The sequence below is a fragment of the Microbulbifer agarilyticus genome (genome assembly GCF_019800665.1).
Lineage (GTDB): Bacteria > Pseudomonadota > Gammaproteobacteria > Pseudomonadales > Cellvibrionaceae > Microbulbifer > Microbulbifer agarilyticus_C.
Map to the genome: position 1 here is coordinate 1 of NZ_JAHVKO010000005.1, position 25,631 is coordinate 25,631.

22 protein-coding genes are annotated in these 25,631 nt (G+C 54.7%); 12 read left to right on the forward strand and 10 right to left on the reverse strand.

Annotation, left to right across the window (positions count from 1 at the left end; all coding sequences use genetic code 11):
• Positions 1-236: 236 nt before the first annotated feature.
• The 8 genes from KUV22_RS12715 to KUV22_RS12750 form a co-directional block, all read right to left on the reverse strand.
• Positions 237-497 carry a hypothetical protein gene (locus tag KUV22_RS12715; RefSeq protein ID WP_138976391.1) on the reverse strand — a complete coding sequence of 87 codons (261 nt, stop codon included), beginning with the start codon at positions 495-497 and terminating at the stop codon, positions 237-239.
• Between the two features lie 144 nt (positions 498-641).
• Positions 642-1,271 carry a tetratricopeptide repeat protein gene (locus KUV22_RS12720; RefSeq protein ID WP_222231713.1) on the reverse strand — a complete coding sequence of 210 codons (630 nt, stop codon included), beginning with the start codon at positions 1,269-1,271 and terminating at the stop codon, positions 642-644.
• A 195-nt stretch (positions 1,272-1,466) separates the two neighbouring features.
• A complete protein-coding gene (locus KUV22_RS12725) occupies positions 1,467-1,757 on the reverse strand; it encodes a hypothetical protein (protein ID WP_222231715.1) in 291 nt (96 codons plus the stop codon).
• 128 nt (positions 1,758-1,885) lie between these two features.
• A complete protein-coding gene (locus KUV22_RS12730) occupies positions 1,886-2,371 on the reverse strand; it encodes a hypothetical protein (protein ID WP_222231717.1) in 486 nt (161 codons plus the stop codon).
• 141 nt (positions 2,372-2,512) lie between these two features.
• The gene (locus KUV22_RS17555) at positions 2,513-2,986 is read right to left on the reverse strand and encodes a DUF3592 domain-containing protein (protein WP_222231719.1); all 474 of its coding nucleotides are present in this window, start codon (positions 2,984-2,986) and stop codon (positions 2,513-2,515) included.
• Positions 2,987-3,452: 466 nt separating this feature from the next.
• On the reverse strand, positions 3,453-4,310 hold the full coding sequence (locus tag KUV22_RS12740) for a mechanosensitive ion channel family protein (RefSeq protein WP_222231721.1): 858 nt from the start codon (positions 4,308-4,310) through the stop codon (positions 3,453-3,455).
• A 135-nt stretch (positions 4,311-4,445) separates the two neighbouring features.
• A complete protein-coding gene (locus KUV22_RS12745) occupies positions 4,446-5,954 on the reverse strand; it encodes a fumarate hydratase (RefSeq protein ID WP_222231723.1) in 1,509 nt (502 codons plus the stop codon).
• 195 nt (positions 5,955-6,149) lie between these two features.
• A complete protein-coding gene (locus KUV22_RS12750) occupies positions 6,150-6,911 on the reverse strand; it encodes a hypothetical protein (protein ID WP_222231725.1) in 762 nt (253 codons plus the stop codon).
• A gap of 351 nt (positions 6,912-7,262) precedes the next feature.
• On the opposite strand from KUV22_RS12750, the gene KUV22_RS12755 reads away from it, so the two are divergent.
• From KUV22_RS12755 to KUV22_RS12770, 4 genes are all read left to right on the forward strand, one after another.
• Positions 7,263-7,844: a superoxide dismutase gene (locus tag KUV22_RS12755; RefSeq protein ID WP_010131551.1), complete on the forward strand. Its 582-nt coding sequence runs from the start codon at positions 7,263-7,265 to the stop codon at positions 7,842-7,844.
• A 200-nt stretch (positions 7,845-8,044) separates the two neighbouring features.
• Positions 8,045-9,949 carry a DUF885 domain-containing protein gene (locus tag KUV22_RS12760; RefSeq protein WP_222231727.1) on the forward strand — a complete coding sequence of 635 codons (1,905 nt, stop codon included), beginning with the start codon at positions 8,045-8,047 and terminating at the stop codon, positions 9,947-9,949.
• Positions 9,950-10,232: 283 nt separating this feature from the next.
• Positions 10,233-12,254 (forward strand): c-type cytochrome, encoded by a 2,022-nt coding sequence (locus KUV22_RS12765; protein ID WP_222231729.1) that lies wholly within the window; start codon positions 10,233-10,235, stop codon positions 12,252-12,254.
• Positions 12,251-13,576 (forward strand): catalase family protein, encoded by a 1,326-nt coding sequence (locus KUV22_RS12770; protein WP_222231731.1) that lies wholly within the window; start codon positions 12,251-12,253, stop codon positions 13,574-13,576. Before KUV22_RS12765 ends, KUV22_RS12770 begins: the two co-directional genes overlap by 4 nt.
• On the opposite strand, the gene hda is transcribed toward KUV22_RS12770, so the two are convergent.
• Positions 13,566-14,300, reverse strand: coding sequence for a DnaA regulatory inactivator Hda (gene hda / locus KUV22_RS12775; protein WP_315856962.1), 735 nt, complete (start codon positions 14,298-14,300; stop codon positions 13,566-13,568). The two genes, KUV22_RS12770 and hda, sit on opposite strands and share 11 nt — an antisense overlap.
• A gap of 5 nt (positions 14,301-14,305) precedes the next feature.
• Positions 14,306-15,400 (reverse strand): DUF2066 domain-containing protein, encoded by a 1,095-nt coding sequence (locus tag KUV22_RS12780; RefSeq protein ID WP_224919252.1) that lies wholly within the window; start codon positions 15,398-15,400, stop codon positions 14,306-14,308.
• A 300-nt stretch (positions 15,401-15,700) separates the two neighbouring features.
• Between KUV22_RS12780 and purM the strand changes: the two genes are divergently transcribed.
• The 8 genes from purM (at position 15,701) to KUV22_RS12820 (ending at position 25,519) form a co-directional block, all read left to right on the forward strand.
• Positions 15,701-16,762: a phosphoribosylformylglycinamidine cyclo-ligase gene (purM, locus tag KUV22_RS12785; RefSeq protein ID WP_222231733.1), complete on the forward strand. Its 1,062-nt coding sequence runs from the start codon at positions 15,701-15,703 to the stop codon at positions 16,760-16,762.
• 6 nt (positions 16,763-16,768) lie between these two features.
• Positions 16,769-17,434, forward strand: a complete 666-nt coding sequence (gene purN / locus KUV22_RS12790; RefSeq protein ID WP_222231735.1) for a phosphoribosylglycinamide formyltransferase — start codon at positions 16,769-16,771, stop codon at positions 17,432-17,434.
• A gap of 70 nt (positions 17,435-17,504) precedes the next feature.
• Positions 17,505-18,281, forward strand: a complete 777-nt coding sequence (locus tag KUV22_RS12795) for a DUF3108 domain-containing protein (RefSeq protein ID WP_261319532.1) — start codon at positions 17,505-17,507, stop codon at positions 18,279-18,281.
• Positions 18,282-18,516: 235 nt separating this feature from the next.
• On the forward strand, positions 18,517-19,983 hold the full coding sequence (locus KUV22_RS12800) for an OmpP1/FadL family transporter (RefSeq protein ID WP_222231737.1): 1,467 nt from the start codon (positions 18,517-18,519) through the stop codon (positions 19,981-19,983).
• A 762-nt stretch (positions 19,984-20,745) separates the two neighbouring features.
• Positions 20,746-22,122 (forward strand): CmpA/NrtA family ABC transporter substrate-binding protein, encoded by a 1,377-nt coding sequence (locus KUV22_RS12805; RefSeq protein WP_222231738.1) that lies wholly within the window; start codon positions 20,746-20,748, stop codon positions 22,120-22,122.
• A gap of 121 nt (positions 22,123-22,243) precedes the next feature.
• The gene (locus KUV22_RS12810) at positions 22,244-23,233 is read left to right on the forward strand and encodes an ABC transporter permease (protein WP_222231740.1); all 990 of its coding nucleotides are present in this window, start codon (positions 22,244-22,246) and stop codon (positions 23,231-23,233) included.
• Between the two features lie 41 nt (positions 23,234-23,274).
• Complete coding sequence (locus tag KUV22_RS12815) at positions 23,275-24,153, forward strand: ABC transporter ATP-binding protein (RefSeq protein ID WP_222231742.1); 879 nt, start codon at positions 23,275-23,277, stop codon at positions 24,151-24,153.
• A 142-nt stretch (positions 24,154-24,295) separates the two neighbouring features.
• Positions 24,296-25,519, forward strand: a complete 1,224-nt coding sequence (locus tag KUV22_RS12820; protein WP_222231744.1) for an alginate export family protein — start codon at positions 24,296-24,298, stop codon at positions 25,517-25,519.
• Positions 25,520-25,631: the final 112 nt, after the last annotated feature.

Genomic DNA, 25,631 nt, shown 5'->3' on the forward strand with positions numbered 1-25,631 from the left:
TAACGGCTTGAAGCTTATAAGCCAGAGTATAACGATCGTAATTACGCTTTTTTGTTTGTCCCATACTGGACCTCTTTCGTGGATAAAAATACCGTCCACGAAAGTGGTTTCAGATCAGCGGCTTACCTTTTGCGCGATTTGCGCGAAAATGGGAGCGAAGCGAACCGCGCAAAACGTGCAAAAGGTAAGCCGTCCCGCGGAGGCCCGTAGGGCCGTAGCTTTACTGCCCGTGATTGTTATGTGTTTATCTCTGCAAGTAGATCGTGCGCAAGTTCATAGTAAATTTCCGTTTCTTTAGCAGCTGGATTCTCTTCCATAAACTGTAGCGCTCTCTCTTTAAGAACTGATATTGGCCGATCATTCCCCGAAAGATGGCAACCAATGATGTTATTCATAGTACTAACAAGCGCATATATTGGTGCGTCTCTTCGAAATGCTTTAGAAGGCAAATTACTCTGTCGATTTAGCTCTTTGGCAAAGCTCAGTACGCCACTCATTGTATTTTCTCAGACACATAACGCCGCGCTCAGCCGCGGCTAATCTTGTGCGCTTTATGCGCGATAATGGGAGCAACAGCGACCAGCGCATAAAGTGCACAAGGTTAGCCGTCGGTCTGCAGCGCCTTGTTATGGTGGTGCCACCTAGTAACCTCGTTGCTCAATTTCCGCGATCCGTTGATTTGCAAATTTAGCTAAATTTGAGGAGGGCTGCAGCTCCACAAAGCTCCTCAAATGAAATTTGGATCGCTCATACTCACCTAAAAAATAGTAACTATTTCCAATCCCCCAATGAGCTGCATCCAATTTAGGGTCTAGTTCGATCGCTCTTTGAAAATAAGGGAGACTTTCCTTTGCACCAACAGATTTAAAAATAAGCACCCCTAGTGATTGCTGAAGTGCGGCGTTATTCTCATTTATATCTAGCGCCCGGAAATATAGGTCTTTCGCCTCTGGCAGCCTCTCCATAGTGGAGTACACCGCTCCCAGACTTATTAGTGCTGAGAAGCATTCTGGGTTTTGACTAAGTACGTTAAGGTAAGCGTTCTCTGCTTTCTTTAACTCTTGCTTCTTAAAGTATGCATACGCATCTTCAAGGCTTTCACCTGTAAAGACCTCACAAATATCATTCTCTATGTGACCTGTTCCATAAGCCTTCCCATCAGATGTCTCACGCATATGGTTGACGCTAGTATGCTGAAACCCATACACAAGCCCCACTAAGATAGCTGCAGCCAAGCAAGAGAAAATAAAAGGTTCATTCTTTACATTCATAATTTATATTTTCTGCGAGAACCATAACGCCGCCAGCAGGGGCAGCTTACCTTGTGCGCCGTTTGCGCAAAAATGGGAGCGTAGCGACCTGCGCAAAGGGTGCACAAGGTAAGCTGTCCCGCGGAGGGCCAAAGGCCCGGAGCTTCATTGCCTGGCTTTGTTAACTGCTGCCTAACTGAATTGCTTGGCATAAGTTTATAAGTGGTGCCTGAAGAATTTTGCATATTCCTCGGCCGACTCAACCAAAACGGTAACTTCTATACTCTGCTCACCTAGCTCTCCCGAGTGATCCTCTATAAGGATGGACTCAATAGATATCTCTGTGTTTGTTTCACTGATGTATAAGCTGAAGTCAGCTTGTTCAATACTTGGTGAATAGAATTCTGTTGGCTCAACTGCACCAAAGACAAAACCCATTGGTGGATCGCCATTCTCCAACTTGGTTACACCGATGACTTTATCCTTTTTTCGGATCTCGTACTTCACTCAATTTCTCACGGCAGTTAACGCCGCGCTCAGCCTCAGCTTACTTTGTGTGCATTTTGCGCCAAAATGGGCGCGACAGCGACCGCGCAAAAGGAGCGCAAAGTAAGCTGTCGGCCTGCAGCGCTTTGTTACATATTCCTTAGTTTGGTGTAGGCACTGGCTACTGCTCTACTACCAAGTATCAAGCACACCGCGAGAATCAGCGTAGAAATTAAGGTTATATTATTTTCTAGCCATAAGTCTGGCTTGTCGTACCCCATCCTACTCATCAATTGAGTTTTTGAATACAAGTTACTGAGCTCAGGGAGAGATTTAACCAAGAGCCATAGTCCGAGGAGAAAAGTGCCTGCGCGAACGATACCTATTTCACTTGCGGAAATGTCATTCTCTACACCGCCTGTAATTAAATGAGCCAGCAAGCGAGACTTAGCAAAGAAGACCACGGCCAAAAATAGCGGAACTACAACTTGTACCAGAAGAGTTAGTATTGCCACTTCCGGATCATAGTTTCCAGTAATAGCCATGTGTAAGACATAGGCAATGTTCGGAATTGCTATGACAACCAACACTACCGCGATGGCCCTACAAAATAAAATACCCAGATCTTTGGTCATTCCTTACCTATATGTAACGCCCACAGCAGGGGCGGCTTACCTTGTGCGCTTTTTGCGCAAAAATGGGAGCGTAGCGACCTGCGCAAAAGGTGCACAAGGTAAGGCGTCCCGCGGAGGGCCGAAGCACATTGCCTGTGTTTGTTAACGTGGCCTTGCCACAAGGCCAACAACTAGCCAAATGCCTGGGCCGACAATGTACAACAAAATAAGTAATGACCATATTTCGGAAGAAGGCTCCGGGTCTAGTATTGAGGCCGAATGATCACTGTCATCGTAATATACGGCCACACTATCACCAGCCTTTAACTTATCGAACATCCTCACCGTAGAAGTACAAGAGTCACTATTTTTAATGATATTTGAAGTATACGTTCTTTCAGATACGGTATATGTGTAAAACACCTTTAAGCGGCTGCAGCCTCTGCCCCACTTTACGATCTCTGCCAAAGAAACGTGTCCTTCGGTGACGTTACTGTATGAATACCTCAACTCACGGTACACATCAGACATGGGACCATTAGAGAGAACATCCCAACCGCCCACAAGTGAAAGGTAAATTCCGATTTGCAAAATGATATTTTGCCAATGTAATCGTAAATATCGCTTGATTGCCATGAAACGTTAACAGTTTTATTCATAAGCCTTGGTCTTTTGTTGTAGATAGCTTCTATTTACAGAGCCCATAAGACGCCAAAGAATCTACTCCCTTTAAAATCAGAGAGTTAGCGTTCGTTTGGCGTTATACGCATATACCAAAAGAAGCCTATGGCTATTAATTTCAGGATTAATCTGGCTCTTTTGTTGTTATACGTAGCCTTATTAATCAATGAGTTAGCCTACTTCAATCCGGAAATATAAGCCATAGGCTGCTGAACATGACAGCACCTAGAAATAATACACAATGTTTGTGCATAATCGGGATTACTTGCAACGCGATATTTGCGGAGGATCGCGTGCGTATAAGTAGGGGCTACCTTCCCTGGTAAACCACCTATCGCAATAAAACTATTAAGATTTTTATCGAGCGGCACAATAGTGTTCTATTCACTTTCTTACACCCCAAATTTCTTATTGGTAATGGTCAGGCAGTTTTCACCGTAGTTTCAGACTGAGGCCCGCTGTACCAAAAATCGTAGAAGTCTTCGGTAACACGCTGCTCGATCTCATGTGCCTGTTCGCGTGGGCAAAATATGGTGATGCTGACAACATCGTGCCCATGTTCGTTGGTAGCAATGCTTACCTTGGGGTCGGTTCCTGCCAGCTCTACACCGGTACGATGCTCAATCATCTGGCAATAACGCGCTGCGACATCAAGAAAGCTCTCACTGTATTCAAGAATACGCTCCTCCAGGAACCGCTTGGCGGCGAACGGGTTACCGCGGTTGTTTTCTCGTACGATGGAGAAACTGTGCTCGATATAGCGGCGCATAAAGTTCAGGTTCTTTACGGGCTTGGTAAAGAACACGTTATTGGGCATATACAAGGTAATGCCGGTGTACCCATTACCTAGCCCATGCGGGTCAATTTCGAGCAATGTAGTACTCAGCCAGTCGCTATCAATGACTTCGCCGAATTGGTCACCGACTTTAATCCAGTCACCAACCTGGAAGGAACGCATGCTCGCCTGGTAAATTTTGCCGACGAGACTCTGCACCAACTCTCTCAGAGCAAAGACGATCGCAACCGAAAATGCAGCGATAGAAATCGCGAACTCACGAATTTCCGGCGCCCATACGATGATCACACCAATAACCAACAGCAGGTTACTGAGGTTGTGTACGGTATTGATTCTGCGCCGGCGGCTTTGCTTTTCCCACTGCCTTTGGCGAGAGAAAATCCAGCTCAAGGTAAATCGCAGCAATAGGATTACCGCGACGACCAGCGCAGAAATAACCAATTTGTTTTGCAGTAACTGCTGCAACACGGGGAGTAGATTCATTGTTTGGTCAAACCCAAAAAAAGTACTGAGTTAAGTCATAACGCCTAACCGTCATCGGGTTAGTGTTGTGTGTTCATCCAAAAAAAACGGCGCCCTAGGGCGCCGTTTTCACGAAAGCGGAGAACCTTTTACGGTCTACACGCTACCCTCTTCAATTTTGTGCTTCCAGATAACCGGACCGGTGTTATGCACCGATTCGCCCTGGCTATCTACCGCAACCGTTACCGGCATGTCTTCTACTTCAAATTCGTAGATGGCTTCCATACCCAGTTCCGGGAAGGCAATAACCTTGGCATCCTTGATCGCTTGCGCAACCAGGTATGCAGCACCGCCCACGGCCATCAGGTACACCGCTTTGTTATCGCGGATGGCTTCGATGGCGGTGGGGCCGCGCTCGGCTTTACCGATCATGCCCAGCAGGCCGGTTTCTTCCAGCATGGTGCGGGTGAACTTGTCCATACGGGTTGCAGTCGTTGGGCCCGCCGGGCCAACAACTTCTTCGCGTACCGGGTCAACCGGGCCCACGTAGTAGATAAAGCGGCCGGTCAGATCCACCGGCAGTTTCTCACCCTTGGCCAGGATGTCTACCATTTTCTTGTGCGCCGCATCGCGGCCGGTCAGCATCTTGCCGTTGAGCAGCAGGGTGTCACCGGGCTGCCATTCCAGTACGTCTTCCGCAGTCACTTCGTCGAGGTTCACACGGCGAGTGTTACCGCCGGCGGCACGGGTAATTTCCGGCCAGTCTTCCAGCTTCGGCGGAGTCTGGCGCGCAGCACCGGAACCATCCAGGGTGAAGTGGGTGTGACGAGTAGCCGCGCAGTTCGGAATGATCGCAACCGCTTTGTTCGCCGCATGGGTTGCGAAGTCTTTCACCTTCACATCCAGCACGGTGGTGAGGCCGCCAAGGCCCTGGGCACCGATGCCCAGCTTGTTGACCTTGTCGAACAGCTCCAGACGCAGTTCTTCGGCACGATTAGAGGCACCGCGCTCCTGCAGGTCCTGGATGTCGATCGGGTCCAGCAGGGATTCTTTTGCCAACAGCATGGCTTTCTCGGCGGTACCGCCAACACCAATACCCAGCATGCCGGGCGGACACCAGCCAGCGCCCATCTTGGGCACCATTTCCAGTACCCAGTCCACCACGGAGTCGGATGGGTTCAGCATGGCGAATTTACTTTTCGCCTCACTACCGCCGCCTTTGGCCGCTACGTATACGTCGACGTTGTCGCCGGGCACGATTTCGTAGTGGATAACCGCCGGCGTGTTGTCGCCGGTGTTCTTACGGGCACCATCCGGGTCTTCCAGGATGGAAGCACGCAGGACATTGTCGGGGTTGTTGTAGGCGCGGCGCACACCTTCGTTGACCATGTCGGTCACGCTCATGTCCGCGTCCCACTGCACGTTCATACCCACTTTCAGTTTCACGGTCACGATGCCGGTGTCCTGACAGATGGGGCGGTGGCCCTGGGCACACATGCGGGAATTAATCAGGATCTGGGCCATGGCGTCTTTCGCCGCCGGGTTGGCTTCTTTTTCGTAAGCCTGATTCAGGGCCTGGATAAAGTCCTGTGGGTGATAATAAGAAATGAACTGCAGCGCGTCGGCCACGCTGTCGATCAGGTCGTCCTGGCGGATAATCGTCATTGCCGGCTCCGGTTGTCGTCTCGTCTCGAAGGCGGCGATTTTACACGAATTATCTTCAGGTGTTGGATAGGACGCTGGTAGGAGATGTGGAGAGCGATTTACTTTGCGTAAATTCGGCGAGCACAGATAGGAATGAGAATGATTAGCGGCGAAAAACTTCGCCGCTAATCACTGACTTGAAGCAGTTAGCTCAGATCAGGGTGCCGAGGCGGTGCTGGAGCTGGACTGCAGGCTGCGGATAGCGTCGCGCAGCTGGACCAGATCCTTGTTCACGGTACGGCGGTAGCTGTCGATAGATTCCACCGCTTCTTCGTTCGCACCCACGCGCGCGGTCAAGTCGGAACGCACAGAATTCAGCTGACGCTCCAGGCTGGCCACCTTGTCTTTGGTCTCACGGGAAGCGTTCACCGTCGACGCCTTCAGGGTAGCGATCTCGGCTTCCAGACCCACCAGTTTCTTAACCGTGGTCTCAACGCTGCTGACCTTCTTGGCCAGTGCGCTCACGTCTTTCTTCGCAGAAGCAGCGGATGCCTTGTTGGCGGCAATGCTCTTACGGTTGGTATCGTAAGAAACACCCCACAGTTTGCGGATCTCGGAGGCGTTCTCCTTAACCTTCGCGTTCAGGACTTCTACCGACGCGGCAGACTCCTCGCCAGACATTTCAAAGCGCTTCTCCAGCTGCACGATACGGGCGTCGGCGTCTTTCAGCTGCGCGACCGTGGCTTGCCACTGGGTATACAGGAAGCCCGCACCACCGAGACCGGCCAGTGCCAGCATCAGCGCAACAATGGCGAGGAAAGAAGAACCTCCACCACCACTGGTCTCTTCAGCAGGTGCCGCAGACGACGCGGTCGGCTGGGCAGGGGCGTGACGACGGCCACCAATGGGACCGTTCGGGATCTGAGGGTCCATAGAGGATGAACTGTTGCCATCGAATGTGGGCTCTCTGCGTTGCATGCTGTTGTCCTGCGTTGGCTCGGCCTGAGCGACCGAATGTAAAGATGAAAACTGCGGCAGTTATACCAAAAATTGACGAAAAAGTAAGCGGGTCCAGTTATCAGAATAGGACATGCCTGGAAGAAAACCCCGCCGTCGACCAAACCACGACCGGCCCGTCATCGAGGCTCAATTACAGTCAATTGGCTTATTCACAGAAAAATCGTCGTGTGTTAGACCGCAAATGCAGTCTTTTGACCTGCCCGATGGCTTAATAATGACATCAAGCAGGTGTAGAATGCGGCCCATCAATAACTGACCTACTACCGTACTTGGGTCGGTATGGGTCCCAGACAAAGGAAGGAATACCACATGGCACACGTTCTGCCCGAACTCCCCTATGCTATGGACGCGCTGCAGCCGCACATCTCCCAGGAAACCCTGGAATACCACTACGGCAAACACCACAAGACCTACGTCGACAAGCTGAACGGCCTGCTGGACGGCACCCCGGAAGCTGACAAATCCCTGGAAGAAGTAATCAAATCCTCCTCCGGTGGTGTATTCAACAACGCAGCCCAGATCTGGAACCACACCTTCTACTGGAACTGCCTGAGCCCTAACGGTGGCGGCGCAGCCACTGGCGCCGTGGCTGAAGCCATCAACGCTGCCTTCGGTTCCTTCGACAAGTTCAAAGAAGAGTTCACCGCGAGCGCTGTGAACAACTTCGGTTCTGGCTGGACCTGGCTGGTGAAGAAGTCCGACGGCTCCGTTGCCATCGTAAACACTTCCAACGCCGAAACCCCGCTGACCGACAGCAGCGTTACTCCGCTGCTGACCTGCGACGTTTGGGAACACGCTTACTACATCGACTACCGCAACGCGCGTCCGAAGTACATGGAAGCGTTCTGGGCACTGTTGAACTGGGACTTCGTGAACCAGAACTTTGCCTAATCACTGACTCAACCCAGTGATGCGAAAAACGGGCCTTCGGGGCCCGTTTTTTATTTCCGCAACGCCCTATCTCCAACACCGACCTCTGCGCAAAAAGTGACCAGAACGCCACAAAAATTTGCAACTGGCGCCCCTTCTCGTTAAAACACTGAACGCTAAAAATTCGTTCCACCCTTCATCCATCAACATTGAGACATACCATGAAGCTCAAGCTGACTCTGCTGGCGGCCGCCATAAGCGCGCTGGCCATGACAGGTTGTGACCGGGAACAAGCCGGTCAACAGAAGAACACTGCCGCTAACGAGACCGCACCGGTAACCGAGCAGGCAGCAACTGAGAGCGCAGAAACTGCGACCAGTGCCGCGGCATCTGAGGGTGACGCCGAAGTTATCCAGCAGGCCAATGATTTGTTTGAACAGCAGTTCCAGACACACGTAAGCCGCAGCCCGGAATTCAAAACCTTCTTGGGCATGAAAGAAGATTACGGCAAGTGGGACGACCTCTCGCCGGAGTTTGAAAAAGAAACCCACGAGATCTACAAAAGCCAGCTGGAAGCGCTGAAGAAGATTGATCCAAACAAACTCGACAAAGCGACCCGCCTGTCTCTGGATCTTGCCATCCGCAACCTGGAGCAGAATATCGAGGGCTGGAAGTGGCGCCTGCACACCTACCCCGTGAACCAGATGTACGCGGCTCACACCAGCGTCGCGTCCATGCTGATCAACCAGCATCGCATCGATGATGCGTCCGATGCGGAAGCCTACATATCCCGCCTGAATGCCCTGCCCGCACACTTCGACCAGCTGATCGAAAACCTGCAGGCCCGCGCCGACAAGGGCGTGATCGTGCCCAAGTTTGTATTCCCATACATTATCAGTGACGGTAAAAACCTGATCACCGGCGCGCCCTATGACGATGGCGAAGACAGCACCCTGTACGCCGACTTCAAGGGCAAGGTGGACAAGCTGGAAATTAGCGACGAGGAAAAAACCGCGCTGGTGGAAAAAGCCAAAACCGCGATGCTCGACAGCGTGAAGCCGGCTTATGAAAAACTGATCGGCTACCTGGATGAACTGGAACAGAAAGCCACCACCGACGATGGCGCCTGGAAACTGCCAGACGGCGACGCCTTCTATCAGCACCGCCTGAATGTGTACACCACCACCGATATGACCGCCGAAGAGATCCACCAGAAAGGTCTTGAGGACGTGAAGCGCATTCACGATGAGATGCGCGAGATCATGGCCAAGGTGAAGTTTGAAGGCAGCCTGCAGGAATTCTTTGAATTCATGCGTACCGACAAACAGTTCTACTATCCGGAAACCGAGGAAGGCAAGCAGCGCTACCTGAAAGAAGCGACTGCGATGATCGACAACCTGAAAGGCCGCCTTGATGAGCTGTTCATCACCAAGCCCAAGGCAGACCTGATCGTTAAGGCGGTAGAACCCTTCCGCGAAAAGTCTGCGGGTAAGGCCTTCTACCAGCGCCCGGCACCGGACGGCTCACGCCCGGGTATCTACTACGCCAACCTGTACAAGATGAGCAGTATGCCGGTGTACCAGATGGAAGCGCTCGCTTACCACGAAGGCATTCCGGGACACCACATGCAGCTGTCCATAATGCAGGAACTGGAAAACGTTCCGAGCTTCCGCAAGTTCGGCGGTTACACCGCTTACACCGAAGGTTGGGGTCTGTACTCCGAGCTGGTGCCGAAGGAAATTGGCCTGTACCAGGATCCCTACTCCGATTTCGGCCGCCTGGCGATGGAGCTGTGGCGCGCTGGCCGCCTGGTTGTAGACACTGGTTTACACAGCAAGAAGTGGACCCGTGAAGAAGCCATCGACTGGCTGGCAGAAAACAGCCCCAACCCGAAAGGCGACGTGGTGAAAGCCATTGAGCGTTACATCGTGATGCCGGGTCAGGCAACCGCCTACAAGATCGGCATGATGAAAATCCTGGAACTGCGCGAAAACGCCAAACAGCAGTTGGGCGATAAGTTCGATATCCGCGAATTCCACGATGTGGTGCTGGCCAACGGTGCCGTACCACTGGACGTGCTGGAACAGCTGGTTACGGACTGGGTAAACAGCAAACAGGGTAACTAAGTCCTAACTCAGTCCCCGTGTGTGCTGCCGTCACTCCCATTGGGTGGCGGTGGCCACACTGCCGCAACCCTTCATTCGTGACATTTGTTCGTCCGCCCTCGACTCCAAGTATCCTTTTTACCTCTTGTTTTACACTTCTCGTGCACCATAACCGGCAGCACGCCCCTTCCCCTCTTTTATTTCCGTTGGCGCAATTTACAATGTGTGCCTTCGCGGTCGCGCCTTGCGCTTCGCTGACACCGCCGAAATACAACTCGATTGCTCTCACTGGGAATACACGCAAATGGATTTTCGTCGTCTCAAGTTACCCCTTGCCCTGTCTGCTATTTGCGGACTCACACTGACCGGCTGCACCCTCGCGCACAAATTCTTTGAACCCAATATCACCGAGGAAAGTATTTCTGAGGTGCGCTATCTGGACCAGGGCTGGACGGACGAAGACCGCCAACTGTTTTACAACACACCACAGGGAACGGAACTGCAGGGGCTGCACTTTGAGTGGCTGCAGGCACTGGAGCAACCATTTTCCAAAGAGAAGCTGGCCAGCGAAGAAAACATGCGAGGCTGGGGTTTTATTATCGACCCCACCTTCAGCCCCAAATCCAATGCTGGCAGTATTTACCCGGTGGGCATGGGCAGCCACACGAATATCTTTGACGATTCCGAGCGCCTGGACCTGGGCTGCGCCCTGTGCCACACCGGTGAGCTGCACTACAAGGGTACCGCGCTGCGTGTAGATGGCGGCCAGGCTATTCACGGCATGTCCACAAGTGCCCCTGGGGAATTCATTTTCTCCCTTGGCGCCACCACGCTGGAAACAGCATTCAATCCCCTGAAGTGGTCGCGCTTTGCCGATGAAGTCGCCGGCGAAGATAAACAGGCACGGGCGCAGCTGAAGCAGGACTTTTCCGCATACCGCAAACGCTTCTTTGAATTCGCCAAAGGTCCGGGGCGCGATGCAAACTTCCCGGTGGCAGAAGGCCGCGGCCGCACCGATGCGGTGGGTCGCATCGGTAACGTGGTATTCGGCTACAACCTGAATATTGAGGAGAATTATCAGCCGGCAGATGCACCGGTGAGCTATCCCTTTTTGTGGGACATCTGGCGTTTTGACTGGGTGCAGTATACCGGTTTTACCAACCAGGCCATGGCGCGCAATGTGGGTGAAGGCCTCGGGGTGATGGCACCGGTAAAACTGGTAGACGAAGAAGGGAACCTGCTTCCCGAGGGCGAATTCGGCCAAACCACCATCGATGTGAAGGGTATGCATTGTGTGGAAACCACACTGCGCAAACTGCGACCGCCCAAGTGGCCGGAAGATGTGTTGGGTGAAATTGATATCGCACAGGCCCGCGAAGGCAAAGAGCTGTTCGCCGACCAGTGTGCCCACTGCCACGGCCCACACCCATCCAAACCTTACCAGTGGGCGGTCGCCGCCAAACCCGGTGACAAACCCACCAACCAGCGCGACGTAAACTGGCAGTGGGATATGTCGGGCCAGATCAGTTATGACGAACAAGACCACCCGCTGCGCGAAGACTGGCGCGAGTCCATCTGGGCGGTGCCGTGGATTGATGTGGAAGTAATCGGAACCGACCCCACGGCTGCGAAAAACTTCGTCGATCACACCTACGACCCGGGTCCACTGGTGGCCAAAAATCCAAACGACCCGGACGACGCCATTAACCGTCGTGTGAATGCCGGCGACGGTTTGCAATTGCTCATCAATGAATTGGTACCGGTGCTTTACGAGAACAGCGGTATTTCCAGCGACGCCAATGGCATCGCCGATTACGATGGCCTGAATGTGCCCTTCCGCATCGTCAATAAAGCGGCGTACAAGGCCCGTCCGTTGCACGGTGTCTGGGCCACCCCGCCCTTCCTGCATAACGGCTCGGTGCCCACTATTTATGACCTGCTCTCGCCGAAAGAGGTCCGCCCGGTACGTTTCGGTGTCGGCCACCGGGAATACAATCCACAGAAGCTGGGCTATATGACCGACATGCGCCGCGGTAATTTCGAATTTGATACCACACAAAAAGGTAACAGCAATAGCGGCCACCAGTTCACCGATGCCGATGTACCCGGGCGTATCGGCCGACGTTTCAAGGAAGGCGAGCGACTGGCACTGCTGGAGTACCTGAAGGTAATGGGCAATCCGGACTTCTCGGATCGCCTGGGTGGCGACCCGCAAAACTGGGACCAATACCCGGAACCGCCGGCCAGTGCCATCGGCGACCAGGCCTGCACCCCCTTCCGCCACGATATGGCACCGCAAATGGTTAAGAGCGAGGTAGCACCATGAAGTCGCCACGCTCCTACACGGGTTTTATTGCACCAATACTCGCCGCGATGTTTTGCGCGTCCACTACATTCGCCGCTTCCGCCAAAGAGACCGCGCATGAAGTGAAGGCTGCCGAGCTGGATACACTGGGAATGGAAATCTCCGCCGTCGAGCAGGCCGCCATTGCGTCGGCAATTCAATCGGCAAGAAAAATTTCTAAAGCAGCGCACGCGCTCAACAGCCCCCGATACGGCGATCAGTATCGGAGAGATGCCCACGCAAAAGCCACCGGTTGCGTACGCGCGGACTTCGAAATCAACGGCGATATCCCACCGCGCTTCCGCCACTCTATTTTCAGCGAACCCGGCCGCAGCTACCGCGCGTGGATTCGCTTCTCCAATGGCGACATGCAAGTACAGCCCGATGGGAAAGGTGACGCCCGTGGCATGGCAGTGAAAGTGATGAAGACCCCGGGCACGCCCATTGCACCGGAACTGGCCGATACAGTCAGCACCAACCAGGATTTCATCATGACCAACATGCCGGCGTTTTTTAATCGAAATATTTTCGATTACGCGGACAATATGCAGTACCTCGCCAAGATGGACCGCGGCGGCTGGTTTATGGGTATATGGCCGCCCAGGCTACACCCAATCGAAACCCTGCGTGCCTACCAGACCGTATCCTCGACCATCAATAATCCGCTGGATGCGCAGTACTTTTCCATGCTGCCCTACCGGCTGGGAAATACCCCGGTAAAATTTTCCACACGCCCCTGCCCGGGCAGCCGCTACCCTGTCACCGTTCCGCAGAATAACGACAATTTTCTCACCGAGCAGATGGCCGACACCCTGAACACAGGCAGTGCCTGCTTTGAATTTATGCTGCAACCAAAAATTGCAGGGGCGAGCGAGGCAGACATGCCGCTGGATGACGGCACCGTGATCTGGCAGCAATCGCAATCTCCATTTATTCCCGTGGCCCGGGTACATATTCCACCGCAGGAGTTTTCTGGCGAGGCCCAGCAGGCGTTTTGTGAAAACCTGTCGATGAACCCGTGGCGCGGTGTTGGCGAGTGGGAACCTCTGGGCAGCCTGAACCGGGCCCGCCGACTGGTATACAACGCGGTTTCCCAATTTCGCCACCAGCGCAATGACACACCGCGAACGGAGCCGGGTAACTGGTGTTTGGACAGGGGCGATCAAGCCTGTGACGAATCCCAGGGCTTGCGCATTCGCAAGCCACGCTGGCCGCTACCGCGGTGTTTCGATGAGCACTTCCGTCCGGAGGATGGCAGTGAGATCAGCAGCCAATGTGAAGGCTACGGCGCGGTCAAATATTGAGGACCTGCTTGACGAAAGGAATGGTGACCTTGCGCTGCGCCTGTAAAGAGGCGCGGTCGAGCTGTTCCAGGCAGGCGAACAGAGCGCGGGTATCCCGCGGCGCCCGGTGCAGGATGTACTGGGCCACATCCTCTGGCAGGTCGAACCCACGCAGCTTGCTGCGCTGGATCAGTGCGCCCAGCTTGTCGCTGTCGCTGAGGGGATGAAGCTGAAAGGTGAGGCCCCACTGCAGGCGGGACTGCAGGTCCGCCAGGGTAAGATTCAGGCCGCGCGGTGACTTACGCGCGCCCAACAACAGCTGTCGGCCGCTATCGCGCAGGCGGTTGTACAAGTGAAACAGCGCGGTCTGCCAGTGTGCGCGGCCCTCGATCTCCTGCAAATCATCGATACATACGAGATCCAGATTCTCCAGCCCTTCGACAATCGACTCCGGGTCGGCGTGAATAAGATCCGTCAACGGCAGGTACTGAAAGCGGCGCCCGGTGGCCTCGGCCACCTGACAGGCAGATTGCAGCAGATGCGTCACCCCGCTGCCCGACTCACCCCAGAGGTACATTGCCTGTTCCGGACTCTGCCCACTGGCAAAGGCCTGCAACATACCCACCACCTGACGATTACCATCGTCCGGCGACTGGAAAAAGTTGGCAAAGGTGGCGTCGTCGCGCAGGGAAACCCCTAAAGGGAGCTGCTGCGGCACACCACCGGATTGACTGCTACCTGCCACGAATCTTACTGCCAGCTGTATCGCAATGGGTTCTGTGCACTGCCCAGCGGCGCGCGGTAGCCGGAGAGATCGACCAGCCCGTCGTCGCGGGCCGACTGCAGGTTGCGGTTCAGGGACAGAACATTCTGCAGGGTTTGCAGCTGGGTGCTGGTGGTCAATGCCAGGGTCAGGCGGTCGCCATTGACGGCGAGTACGTCTGCACTGCTGACCTGGGCCAGGCCCTGCAGGTAGGAAGTCGCCGCGGAGTACTGGGCGAAGCTGCGGATACCGGAGATTTCCACCAGCACCGCGCTGGTTACGCCAGTATCAGAGCTACGCACCGCATAACGCTCTGCCAGTAAATTGGCCGCGCCGTTCACACCGCGCAACGCCACTTCTTCCATGGAGCTGCCGCTGGCATCAAACGCATAGCTGCGACCACCGTGGATCAACAACCAGTTGGCTTGCCAACGCTGGCCGGAAGTCTGGAGCAGGCGGCCCATCAAGGTGGCATCGGGGCGGTAGCGTACACCGGCACGCTCGGCCGCACCTTCGTCCTGCGCCCACAGGCTGCCCAGCGGCATGTTGCGCTGGTCGTTCAAATCCATGACGGGAAAGTCGAGAGGCAGGCCGCGCTCCATGGCGAGACCATCAAGCAGGCCGAACAGCTCCGGGTAGTCTTCCTGGCGCAGGGCATCGCGTCCGCCTTGCAGGGTATCCACCGCCATCCACACCAGGGTGCCCGGGCGGTTGTTAGGCCACAGCGGCAATTGCAGCTTGTGCACCAGGTCGCCGACCGCCTGCGGGTCAAACGCCAGGTTCAGGTACAGCTGGTTGCCATCACTTTCGTAGCGATAGCTCTGCACCAGCTTCTGGGACTGCTTGAGTACCGGGCCAATCTTGGGGTTGTTGGCAATTTCCAGATCGCCGGTTACCCGGATAAACACGCGCTCCAGGGCGCGAGCTGTGGCGCTAGCGCGGTCGCTGGCACCGCGGCTAGCAACAGCCTCGCTGACATCGTAGAGGTCTGGCATGACGCGGGCAGACGCTGGCAGGGCCAGTAATACCGCCAGCATGAAAGCGAAACAGAGTAGTACCCGGGGGGTTATGATCGATGGCATTGGCTCGCGGTCCCCTTTACCTCTATATATGTCACAGACACTGTTTAGTCACAGACGTTAATACTGGTCCAGACATGTTATTACATATCAGACGCACATTTGGTCGTCATCCCTCAGCAGAATTCGCTGCCTAGGGGGGCAATCTCGCAGTGCGTTCCCACGCCGAAGACGAACCTCGGCAGTCAATTACCGGCTATTGTATCAGTGTCGGCTGTTTCTCCCAGCCTTCAGTTCGCACATTCAGGTAAATTTCTACTAGAATACGCGCCCTTCTTATCTAGGCCCTTATCAGGTTGAACCATGAGCGACTCCAAGCCCAACTCCTCCACAAGCCCTTCTCTCAGCTATAAAGACGCCGGTGTCGATATCGACGCGGGTAACGCTCTGGTTGAGCGTATCAAGCACGTGGCCAAGCGCACCACGCGCCCGGAGGTCATGGGCGGCCTGGGCGGCTTCGGCGCCCTGTGCCAGCTGCCCAGCGGCTATAAAGAACCGGTACTGGTATCCGGCACCGACGGTGTCGGCACCAAACTGCGCCTGGCTATGGATCTGGGTATCCACGACAGCATCGGTATCGACCTGGTCGCCATGTGTGTCAATGATCTGGTAGTAGCCGGCGCTGAGCCGCTGTTCTTCCTCGACTACTACGCCACCGGCAAGCTGAACGTCGACATTGCCGCCGACGTGGTCACCGGCATCGGCAAAGGCTGTGAACTGGCCGGCGCGGCACTGGTAGGCGGCGAGACCGCTGAAATGCCCGGCATGTACGAGGGCGAAGACTACGACCTGGCAGGCTTCTGTGTGGGCGTGGTGGAAAAATCTGAAATTATCGACGGCAGCAAGGTTAAGACCGGCGACAAGCTGATTGGCCTCGGCGCCTCTGGCCCGCACTCCAACGGCTACTCCCTGATCCGCAAGGTGCTGGAGATCAGCGGAGCCGACCTGAACAAGGACCTGGAAGACAAATCCCTGGCCGAAGCCCTGATGGCACCGACTCGCATCTACGTGAAGAGCCTGCTCGCCCTGATGAAGGAAGTACAGGTAAACGCGTTGAGCCACATTACCGGTGGCGGCCTGCTGGAAAACCTGCCTCGCGTACTTCCGGACAACGCCCGTGCCGTTATCGACACCAAGAGCTGGGACCTGCCCCCGGTATTCCGCTGGCTGCAGGAAGCCGGCAATATCGAAAGCCGCGAAATGTACCGCACCTTTAACTGTGGTGTGGGCATGGTGATCTGCGTTCCCGCTGAGCAGGCCGACAAGGCCGTTGCCAAGCTGCAGGAACTGGGCGAAGACGCCTTCATCGTCGGCAGTATTGAAGCTGCCGACGGTGGCGAAGCGGTTGAGCTGGCGGGCCTGTAATCGCATATGTCTGCCGACTCTTCCTCTCCAACGCGCAAGTGCCGCGCCGTAGTTCTTATCTCCGGCAGCGGCAGTAACCTGCAGACGTTCCTCGATGCGGCGTCAAACGCGGAATGCGAATACGCCGTTGAGGCTGTCATCAGCAACAAAGCCGATGCCTACGGACTCACCCGCGCGCAAAATGCGGGTGTGTCGACCGACGTTCTGAGCCACAAGGACTTCGCCGACCGCGACAGTTTCGACCAGGCCATGGTCGAGCTGATCGACAGCTACGAACCGGACCTGGTCATACTGGCCGGGTTTATGCGCATCCTTACCCCGGACTTTGTACGCCACTACAGTGGACGTCTATTGAACATTCATCCATCTTTGCTGCCAAAGTATCAGGGTCTGCACACGCACAAGCGTGCACTGGAGGCTGGCGACGACGAACACGGCGCCACAGTGCACTTTGTCACCGAGGAGCTGGACGGCGGCCCATCCATTTTGCAGGCTGCCGTCCCCATCGAAGCCGGTGACACGCCCGAGGTGCTTGCACAACGGGTGCTGGTGCAGGAACATAAAATCTACCCGCAGGTGGCCCAGTGGTTTGCCCAGGGGCGTCTTCGTATGGTCGGCGACCGCGCCGAATTCGACGGAGAGCTATTACCTCGCAACGGGTTGCGGTTGTAGGGCCGGCACAACTTCCGGCCTGAGAGCATCCATATAGATGGAAGTCCAATAACAGGCCGGAGGTTATCTCTTGAATCGTTACGCCCGCGCTATTGCGTCCTCACCTCTCCTTTTACCTTTATTCACAACCCTACTCGCCTCCTTCCTGCTGGGCAGCCTGACGACTGTTGCTGAGACAAGCGCACAGCCTGCGGCACCCCGCGTACTACTGCCCTTCACCGCCACCTACGAAGCCAAGTTCAGCGGCTTTGCGGTCAAGGCGGAACGCACACTCAGTGGCAATCCGCAAAGCTGGCGCCTGGATTTTTCCGCTAACTCCATGTTTGCAAAAATCGAAGAGTACTCCCGCTTTGCACAAGAAGGACTGCGCCTGATCCCGCAGCACTACGATTATCAAAAATCTGGCCTCGGCCGCGATCGCCACACCGCGCTCAGCTTTGAAGATGACGGCAAGCGTGTCGTAAATATTTACAACAAGTCCCGCAGCATCGAAAAAGCACCGGCAAATATTCAGGACAAGATAAGTTATCAGATGCAATTGGCCATTGACGTTGCCAATGGCAAACAACCGCTGAAGTATCTGGTGGCCGACGGAAAAAAAATTCGTGAATACGAATTTGAAGTGGCGGGCAAGGAAACCGTCAAAACACCGATGGGCGATATCCAAACAATAAAGGTGCAACGCATTCGCGACGAAGGTGCACAGCGCGTCACAAACATATGGTTCGCGCCAGAGTGGAACTATGCACTCGTAAAACTGATGCAACGCGAAGAAAATGGCAAAAGCTACCAGATCACCCTGACAAAATTACTCATTGATGGAAAAGAAATTTCCAACAAAAAATAATTTTTAAAACTTTCCCACACTCTCCAAAAAAATTACGTCAAAGCGTAGATTTTTCCGCAATTCGTCTCTATAAAGACGCCGCATTTATCTAGTAGGTAAATTTGACACTGCTAGACTCCATCTACTAGGAACATGTTTGCTGCATGCAAACTTTTTCCGGAATAGATTCTCAGCCAAGTTTCGGAGTGGGCTTCCACACCAACTGGCATTCATTTCAGTAATTGAGTGGGACCTCATGAACACTAAAACTCTGCGTAAAGCCGCATTAGCCGCAGCGATCTGTTCCGTAACCGCCGGTACTTATTCGAGTGGTGCATTTGCAGCTGGTTTCGCCCTCCAGGAATCCAGCACCTCCGGTTTGGGCCGCGCGTTTGCCGCGGAAAATGCCATTGGCGATAACGCCGCCATTCTGGCACGTAACCCGGCAGGTTCTGCGCTGTTCAATGAAATGGCTTTCTCCGTAGGCGTGACCTACGTAAACCCGGAAATCGATGCTGCAGGCCAAACAGACTATTACCTGCTGACCCAGCAAGGCCCTGTGCTGGCAGCGTCTGTTTTCGATAAGGCAGACGATTACGCAAGCTCCGCGTTCGTGCCTAACGCCTATCTGGCGATTCCGCTGGACGACTGCTGGTCATTCGGCATTGCCATGAATACCGACTACGGCCTGGAAACCGACTTCAACTCCAGCTGGCCGGTTACCCACATCGCCGACAAGACCGAGCTACTGTCCGTCACCATCGCACCGTCTGTTGCGTTTGATTTCGCCGACCAGTTCAGCATTGGCCTTTCTGCGAACTTCCTGTATGGCGACGCCACGCTGAAGACCAAAGTGCCGAACAACTTCGTACTGGAAGATGCCGCCGAACAGCTTCTCGGCTTCCCTGTCTCTAACGCCAAAATCCTCGATGCCGATGGCGATGACTGGTATGTAGGTTGGAGCATCGGCGGCCTGTGGCGCAGCAAAGATGGCCACACCCACGTAGGTGTTTCCTACCAGTCCGAGCTGCGTCCAGAAATTGATGCTGATGTAAATTCCGACCTGCTGCCATCCTTCGTGGATGGACGCCCATTTGACAATGAGCGTGCACGACTGACGCTGGACCTCCCCGACACTCTGGAAATCGGTGTCTACCACCGCTTCGATGAGCACTGGGGCATCGCCATGGGCGCTCTGTGGACCGACTGGGACGACTTCGAGCGCCTGCAAGCCTTCTTCCCGGATCAGCGCGTCAACGACGAGCTTGTAGACCGCTACAACCCGCTGCTGATCAAGGAAGAAAACTTCCAGAGCGGCTGGCGCTACAGCCTGGGTGCAGAATACTACCCGTGTGAAGAAATCACTTGGCGCGTGGGCTACGCCTACGACAACGGTGCAGCACGCGATGGCCTGAACGAAGATGGCCGCATCGAATCTGCAGCTGTGGGCCTGAATGGCGGCCTGGGTCTGCCGGTAACCTGGCGTACCCTGTCCATCCCGGACGCTGATCGTCAGTGGGTTACCTTCGGCGGAACCTACAAGTTCAACGACCAGCTGAGCGTCGACGGTGGTCTGGCATACATCTGGGGTGATGACGAGCCTATTCAGGAGTTCCAGGCCCTGCCGCTGACTCCAGACATCGGTCTCGGCACCTACTTTAACGGTGGCACCACCAACCTGGAAGCCTGGCTGGTAGGCGCATCTCTGAACTACAGCTTCTAATCCCTCGATTAGAACTTAAAGGTTCAAAAAGGCCGGGTGGCAACCCCCGGCCTTTTTTATTCCCAGTTAAAACGCCCCGCGCCAACCCACCCCGGGATGCGCAGCGCATTAGGCACTCGCACCAAAACAATCCCACCCGCGCACCGTTTGTGCCCCTCCACGATCAATAGCCTGCACCAAATCTATCCCCGCATTCGCGCCACTGCACTGAAACGGTCGCCTGAGTAAACCGGTCAAAACCCCAAGCACACATAACGTCTGGCCCGGTGGCGCAGCATTCCCTTTAACTCGATCGCGAAAAAAATTGGGCAGGCAGCACTCTGCCGCTAAATGGTTTGCGGTGCATGCAGTTCGGTAAGCCCAGTAAAAACAAGGGCTTTGAAGGGATGTGAGTATTTCCTCACCCCAAATATATCCTCCCCAAAAACCACCAAATTTCCGACTGGGCAAACATACCTTGGGAAAAGTTGGCACGGAGTCTGCAATGGTCAGAGTGAGCGCGTAATTAACCACGCGCACCAGAAATGACCGGCTGCTCACATCCAGCTGCCAGTCAACGAGCTACAGATAGCTCAGAAAAAATTAGTCAGACAAGGCACCTCGGTGCTTGTCTTTGAGCAGAGGCGCTCACCGATCCCGTCGAAAGTAACGGGCAGTCGGTGAGCGCTTTTTTTTGGCCTGAATTGCAGTCACCAGATTCACTGGCCGCTCAACACAGAGTTTTACAACTACATCGCTGACAAAACTTGGAGCAAACTAACCATGACCTGGAACAAGCCATTTAAAACTCTTGCAGCGTCTCTGGCGCTGGCAGTGGGCTTCAGTATTTCGCCTGCTACGGCCGAGGAACTCGGCTACCCGGAAAAAGAAGAATTGACGTTTGGCTTCATCAAGCTGACGGATATGGCCCCCATCGCCATCGCTTACGAAAAGGGCTACTTCGAAGATGAAGGCCTTTATGTAACCATCGAAGCGCAGGCCAACTGGAAAGTATTGCTGGACGGCGTAATCGATGGACGCCTGGACGGCGCCCACATGCTCGCGGGCCAGCCAATCGCCGCGACCATGGGCTTCGGCACCAAAGCCGAGATCATCACTCCCTTCTCCATGGACCTGAACGGTAACGGCATCACCGTTTCCAATGCCATCTGGGAAGAGATGAAGCCAAACATCCCCAAGCAGGCGGATGGCAAGCCGGTACACCCGATCAAGGCAGACGCGCTGAAGCCGGTTGTTGAAAAATACAAAGATGAAGGCAAGCCCTTCAACATGGGTATGGTATTCCCGGTATCCACCCACAACTACGAGCTGCGCTACTGGCTCGCCGCTGGTGGTATCCACCCGGGCTACTACGCACCACACAAGGGCGACATCTCCGGCCAGATCGATGCAGACGCCCTGCTTTCCGTAACCCCTCCACCACAAATGCCAGCTACTCTGGAAGCCGGCACCATCTACGGCTACTGCGTAGGTGAGCCCTGGAACCAGCAGGCAGTATTCAAAGGCATTGGCGTACCGGTAGTAACCGACTACGAAATCTGGAAGGACAACCCGGAAAAGGTTTTCGGCATCACCAAAGAGTTTGCTGAGAAATACCCCAACACCACCGTTCGTGTTACCCGTGCTCTGATTCGCGCCGCCATGTGGCTGGACGAGAACAACAACGCGAACCGTCCGGAAGCGGTGAAGATTCTCTCCCAGTCTAACTACGTGGGCGCTGACTACGACGTAATTGCCAACAGCATGACAGGTACTTTCGAGTACGAAAAAGGCGATAAGCGCGAAGTACCAGACTTCAACGTGTTCTTCCGCTACAACGCCACCTACCCCTACTACTCCGACGCTATCTGGTACCTGACTCAGATGCGCCGCTGGGGCCAGATCTCCGAAGACAAGCCTGACGAGTGGTACAAGGAGTTGGCAGCCAAGGTTTACCGCCCTGACATTTACCAGGCAGCCGCCAAGTCCCTGATCGAAGAGAAACTGGCTACTGCAGCGCAATTCCCAGACTTCGAAACCGAAGATGGCTTCCGCAACCCGCAGACCCACTTTATCGACGGTATCGTCTACAACGGCAAAGAGCCAAATGCCTACATCGAGAAGTTCGATATTGGCCTGAAGTCTGGACAAAAACTGTAATCAAGCCTCGAAAAGCACTGGCCTGCGGTACAGGCCAGTGCCCTCCTCAAAACAATAAACTTTTCAGGCTTCTGTCTAATGCACAACCCTAACGCTCAACTCGTGTGCTGAGGTAACAGGAATGAACACCACTACTGTAATCGCCACAAAATTTAGCGGCCTAAAGCTGCCGCAACTGGACGGAACCTTTTTTAGCAATGCCATCCGACTGGTGGCGCTGCCGGTGGCAGGCATACTTGCTTTCCTGCTGTTGTGGTCCGCCACCGCACAAAATATTGATACATCACTGGGTAAGTTCCCCGGTCCTGCCGCCGTCATGGAGCAGTTCAATGCCTTGCACGATGAGCACCAACGCTCCCGTGAAAAAGAGCGGGCTTTCTATGAGCGCCAGGAGAAGCGCAATGCTGAACGTGTAGCAAAAGACCCGAACTACCAGCCCAAGATCCGCGCCTACACCGGCAAAGAAACCTTCCTGGACCAGATCATCACCAGCCTGGTAACCGTCATGAGCGGCTTCCTGCTGGCTGTGGCCATCGCCATTCCACTGGGCATCACCATTGGTCTGAGTCAGGCCCTGAACAACGCGATCAACCCGATCATTCAGATCTTCAAGCCGGTATCGCCACTGGCCTGGCTGCCGCTGGTCACCATGGTGGTGTCCGCACTGTATACGTCGCCTGACCCACTGGTAGCCAAATCATTTCTGAACTCCCTGATCACCGTAACCCTGTGCTGCCTGTGGCCAATGGTTATTAACACGGCGGTCGGTGTTGCCGGTATTGATAAAGATCTGGTTAACGTGAGCAAGGTACTGCGTCTGCCCGCCCTGCGACACGTGCAGAAAATCGTTCTGCCAGCCTCGGTACCCATGATCTTTACCGGTATGCGCCTCTCCCTCGGTGTGGCCTGGATGGTACTGATCGCAGCGGAAATGCTGGCGCAGAACCCCGGCCTCGGAAAATTCGTATGGGACGAGTTCCAGAATGGTAGCTCCGACTCTCTGGCCCGCATCATGGCCGCAGTACTGGTTATCGGTTTGATTGGCTTCCTGCTCGACCGCGGCATGCTGGCCCTGCAAAAACTGGTTTCCTGGGACAAAACAGCGAACTAAGCCCGACACCAGACGAAACAATTTTTAAGGAGAACGAGACAATGAGCGTACTTCTAGATATCAGCCATATCGATATGGAATTCCCCACCCCGAAAGGCCCCTTCACCGCCTTGCGTGACGTGGATCTGAAGATTTCCCAGGGCGAATTCGTGTCCCTCATCGGCCACTCCGGATGTGGTAAATCAACAGTATTGAATGTGGTGGCGGGCCTTTATCAAGCAACCCGGGGCGGTGTAATCCTGAGCGGCAAAGAAGTGACCGAGCCGGGTCCAGAACGGGCCGTCGTATTCCAAAACCACTCCCTGCTGCCCTGGCTTACCGCGTATGAAAACGTGGAGCTCGCGGTAAAGCAGGTGTTTGGCAAAAACAAATCCAAGGCAGAAATGCGCGAATGGATCGAACATAACCTCGATCTCGTGCACATGAGCCACGCTATGCATAAACGTCCGGACGAAATTTCCGGTGGTATGAAGCAGCGTGTCGGCATCGCCCGTGCGCTGGCCATGCAGCCCAAAGTTTTGCTGATGGACGAGCCATTCGGCGCACTGGATGCACTGACTCGCGCTCACATGCAGGACTCACTGATGGAAATCCAGGCGGAACTCAATAATACCGTCATCATGATCACCCATGATGTGGACGAGGCGGTGCTGCTTTCCGATCGCATTGTAATGATGACGAACGGCCCGGCCGCCACCATCGGCGAAATTCTGCAGGTAGATCTGGAGCGCCCACGTCATCGCTTGGAACTGGCGGATGACCCGCTCTACAACCAATACCGGGCCAAGGTGCTGAAATTCCTGCACGAGCGGCACAGTAAACCCGATGTACCGACCAAAAAATCCGCACCGGCCAAATCGAGTGTTACATCAGCGCAAGCGGCCGGGGATATCAAAGAAACCGTCGATAACGCAGCCTGAGTACGCTCGGCAACATTACAGAAGTTTCGCTTTCCCACTCACACTTTTGCAGTGCGTGAGTGGGAGCCCAAAAGTTAACACGCGGTAACGTTTCCTCAGGGCAATAACCAAACACTTTTACTCTCCTTGACAGGAACACAATATGAAAAACCAAAAAACTTCCACCCAACCGCTGCTGACCAAAAGCCTGCTGGCCCTGACCATGGGCGCGCTGATTGCGTCACCGGCCTTCTCTCAGGAAATGACCGAAGAAGAGGCTCCGCAAGTCGCAAGCTTTGCCGATGCTCTGGCCCAAGCTGACGTCACTCTGGGTCTGCGTGCACGCACCGAAATGGTGGATGTCGACGGCGTCGATTATGACCTCACCAGCCTGCAAACCCGACTGACCTTCTCCTCCGCATCTTACGAGGGTTTCAGCACTCTGATTGAGATGGATGATGTAGCCCACATCACCGATTTCGAGGGTGGCGTTGCCGATCCGGAAGGCACTGAGGTGAACCAGGCCTATCTCGCGTATACCACTGGCGCTACCACAGCGAAATTTGGTCGCCAGCGCATCTTGCTGGACAACCAGCGCTTTGTTGGTGGCGTAGGCTTCCGTCAGAACGAGCAGACTTACGACGCCTTCAGCGTAACCAACACTAGCCTGGAAGACACCACCCTGTTCCTGGCCCACGTAAACAACGTGAATCGTATCTTTGGTGAAGACAGCCCGCTCGGTGACCACACCAATGACACCTACCTGCTGAACGCAAAATATGCAGGCCTTTCCGCTGGTACCCTGAGCGGCTACGCCTACCTCATCGACAATGAGGACGCCACCCACTTCTCTACCGACACATACGGTGTGCGCTTTGCCGGTGGCCAGGGTGGTCTGAAATATGCCCTGGAGTACGCGATGCAGTCCTCCGCAGCGGATAACCCAGCCGACTACGATGCCGACTACCTGCTGGCAGAAGGCAGCTACAAAATTGGTGCCGTAAACATCGCTGGCGGCTACGAAGTACTGGGTGCTGACGGCGCCGACGGCCAATTCATCACCCCGCTGGCCACCCTGCACAAGTTCCAGGGCTGGAATGACAAGCTGCTCGGTGGTGGCACCGGCAACATTGCCGGTGGTGTTGAAGACGTTTACCTGTCTGTAGGCACCAGCCTGGGTGGTATGAAACTGGCTTTCAACTACCACCAGCTAAGCTCCAATGACAGCGGCGTATCCGGCATGGACAAACTTGGCAGCGAAGCCGGTTTCCTTGTTGCAGGCAAGCTGGCCGGTGTAAACCTGAGCATGAAGTACAGCAACTACAGTGCTGATGACTTCAGCGTAGACACCGACAAACTGTGGCTGACTGCTGCAGCCAAATTCTAAGCAAGCCTTTCCGGCAGCTCCGCACGCTCAACACTGATGCGGAGCCTGCCCTTTGATTTGACTATTGGGTTCATACCCACACGTTGAGCACTTACCCGGCCGCAAGGCCGGG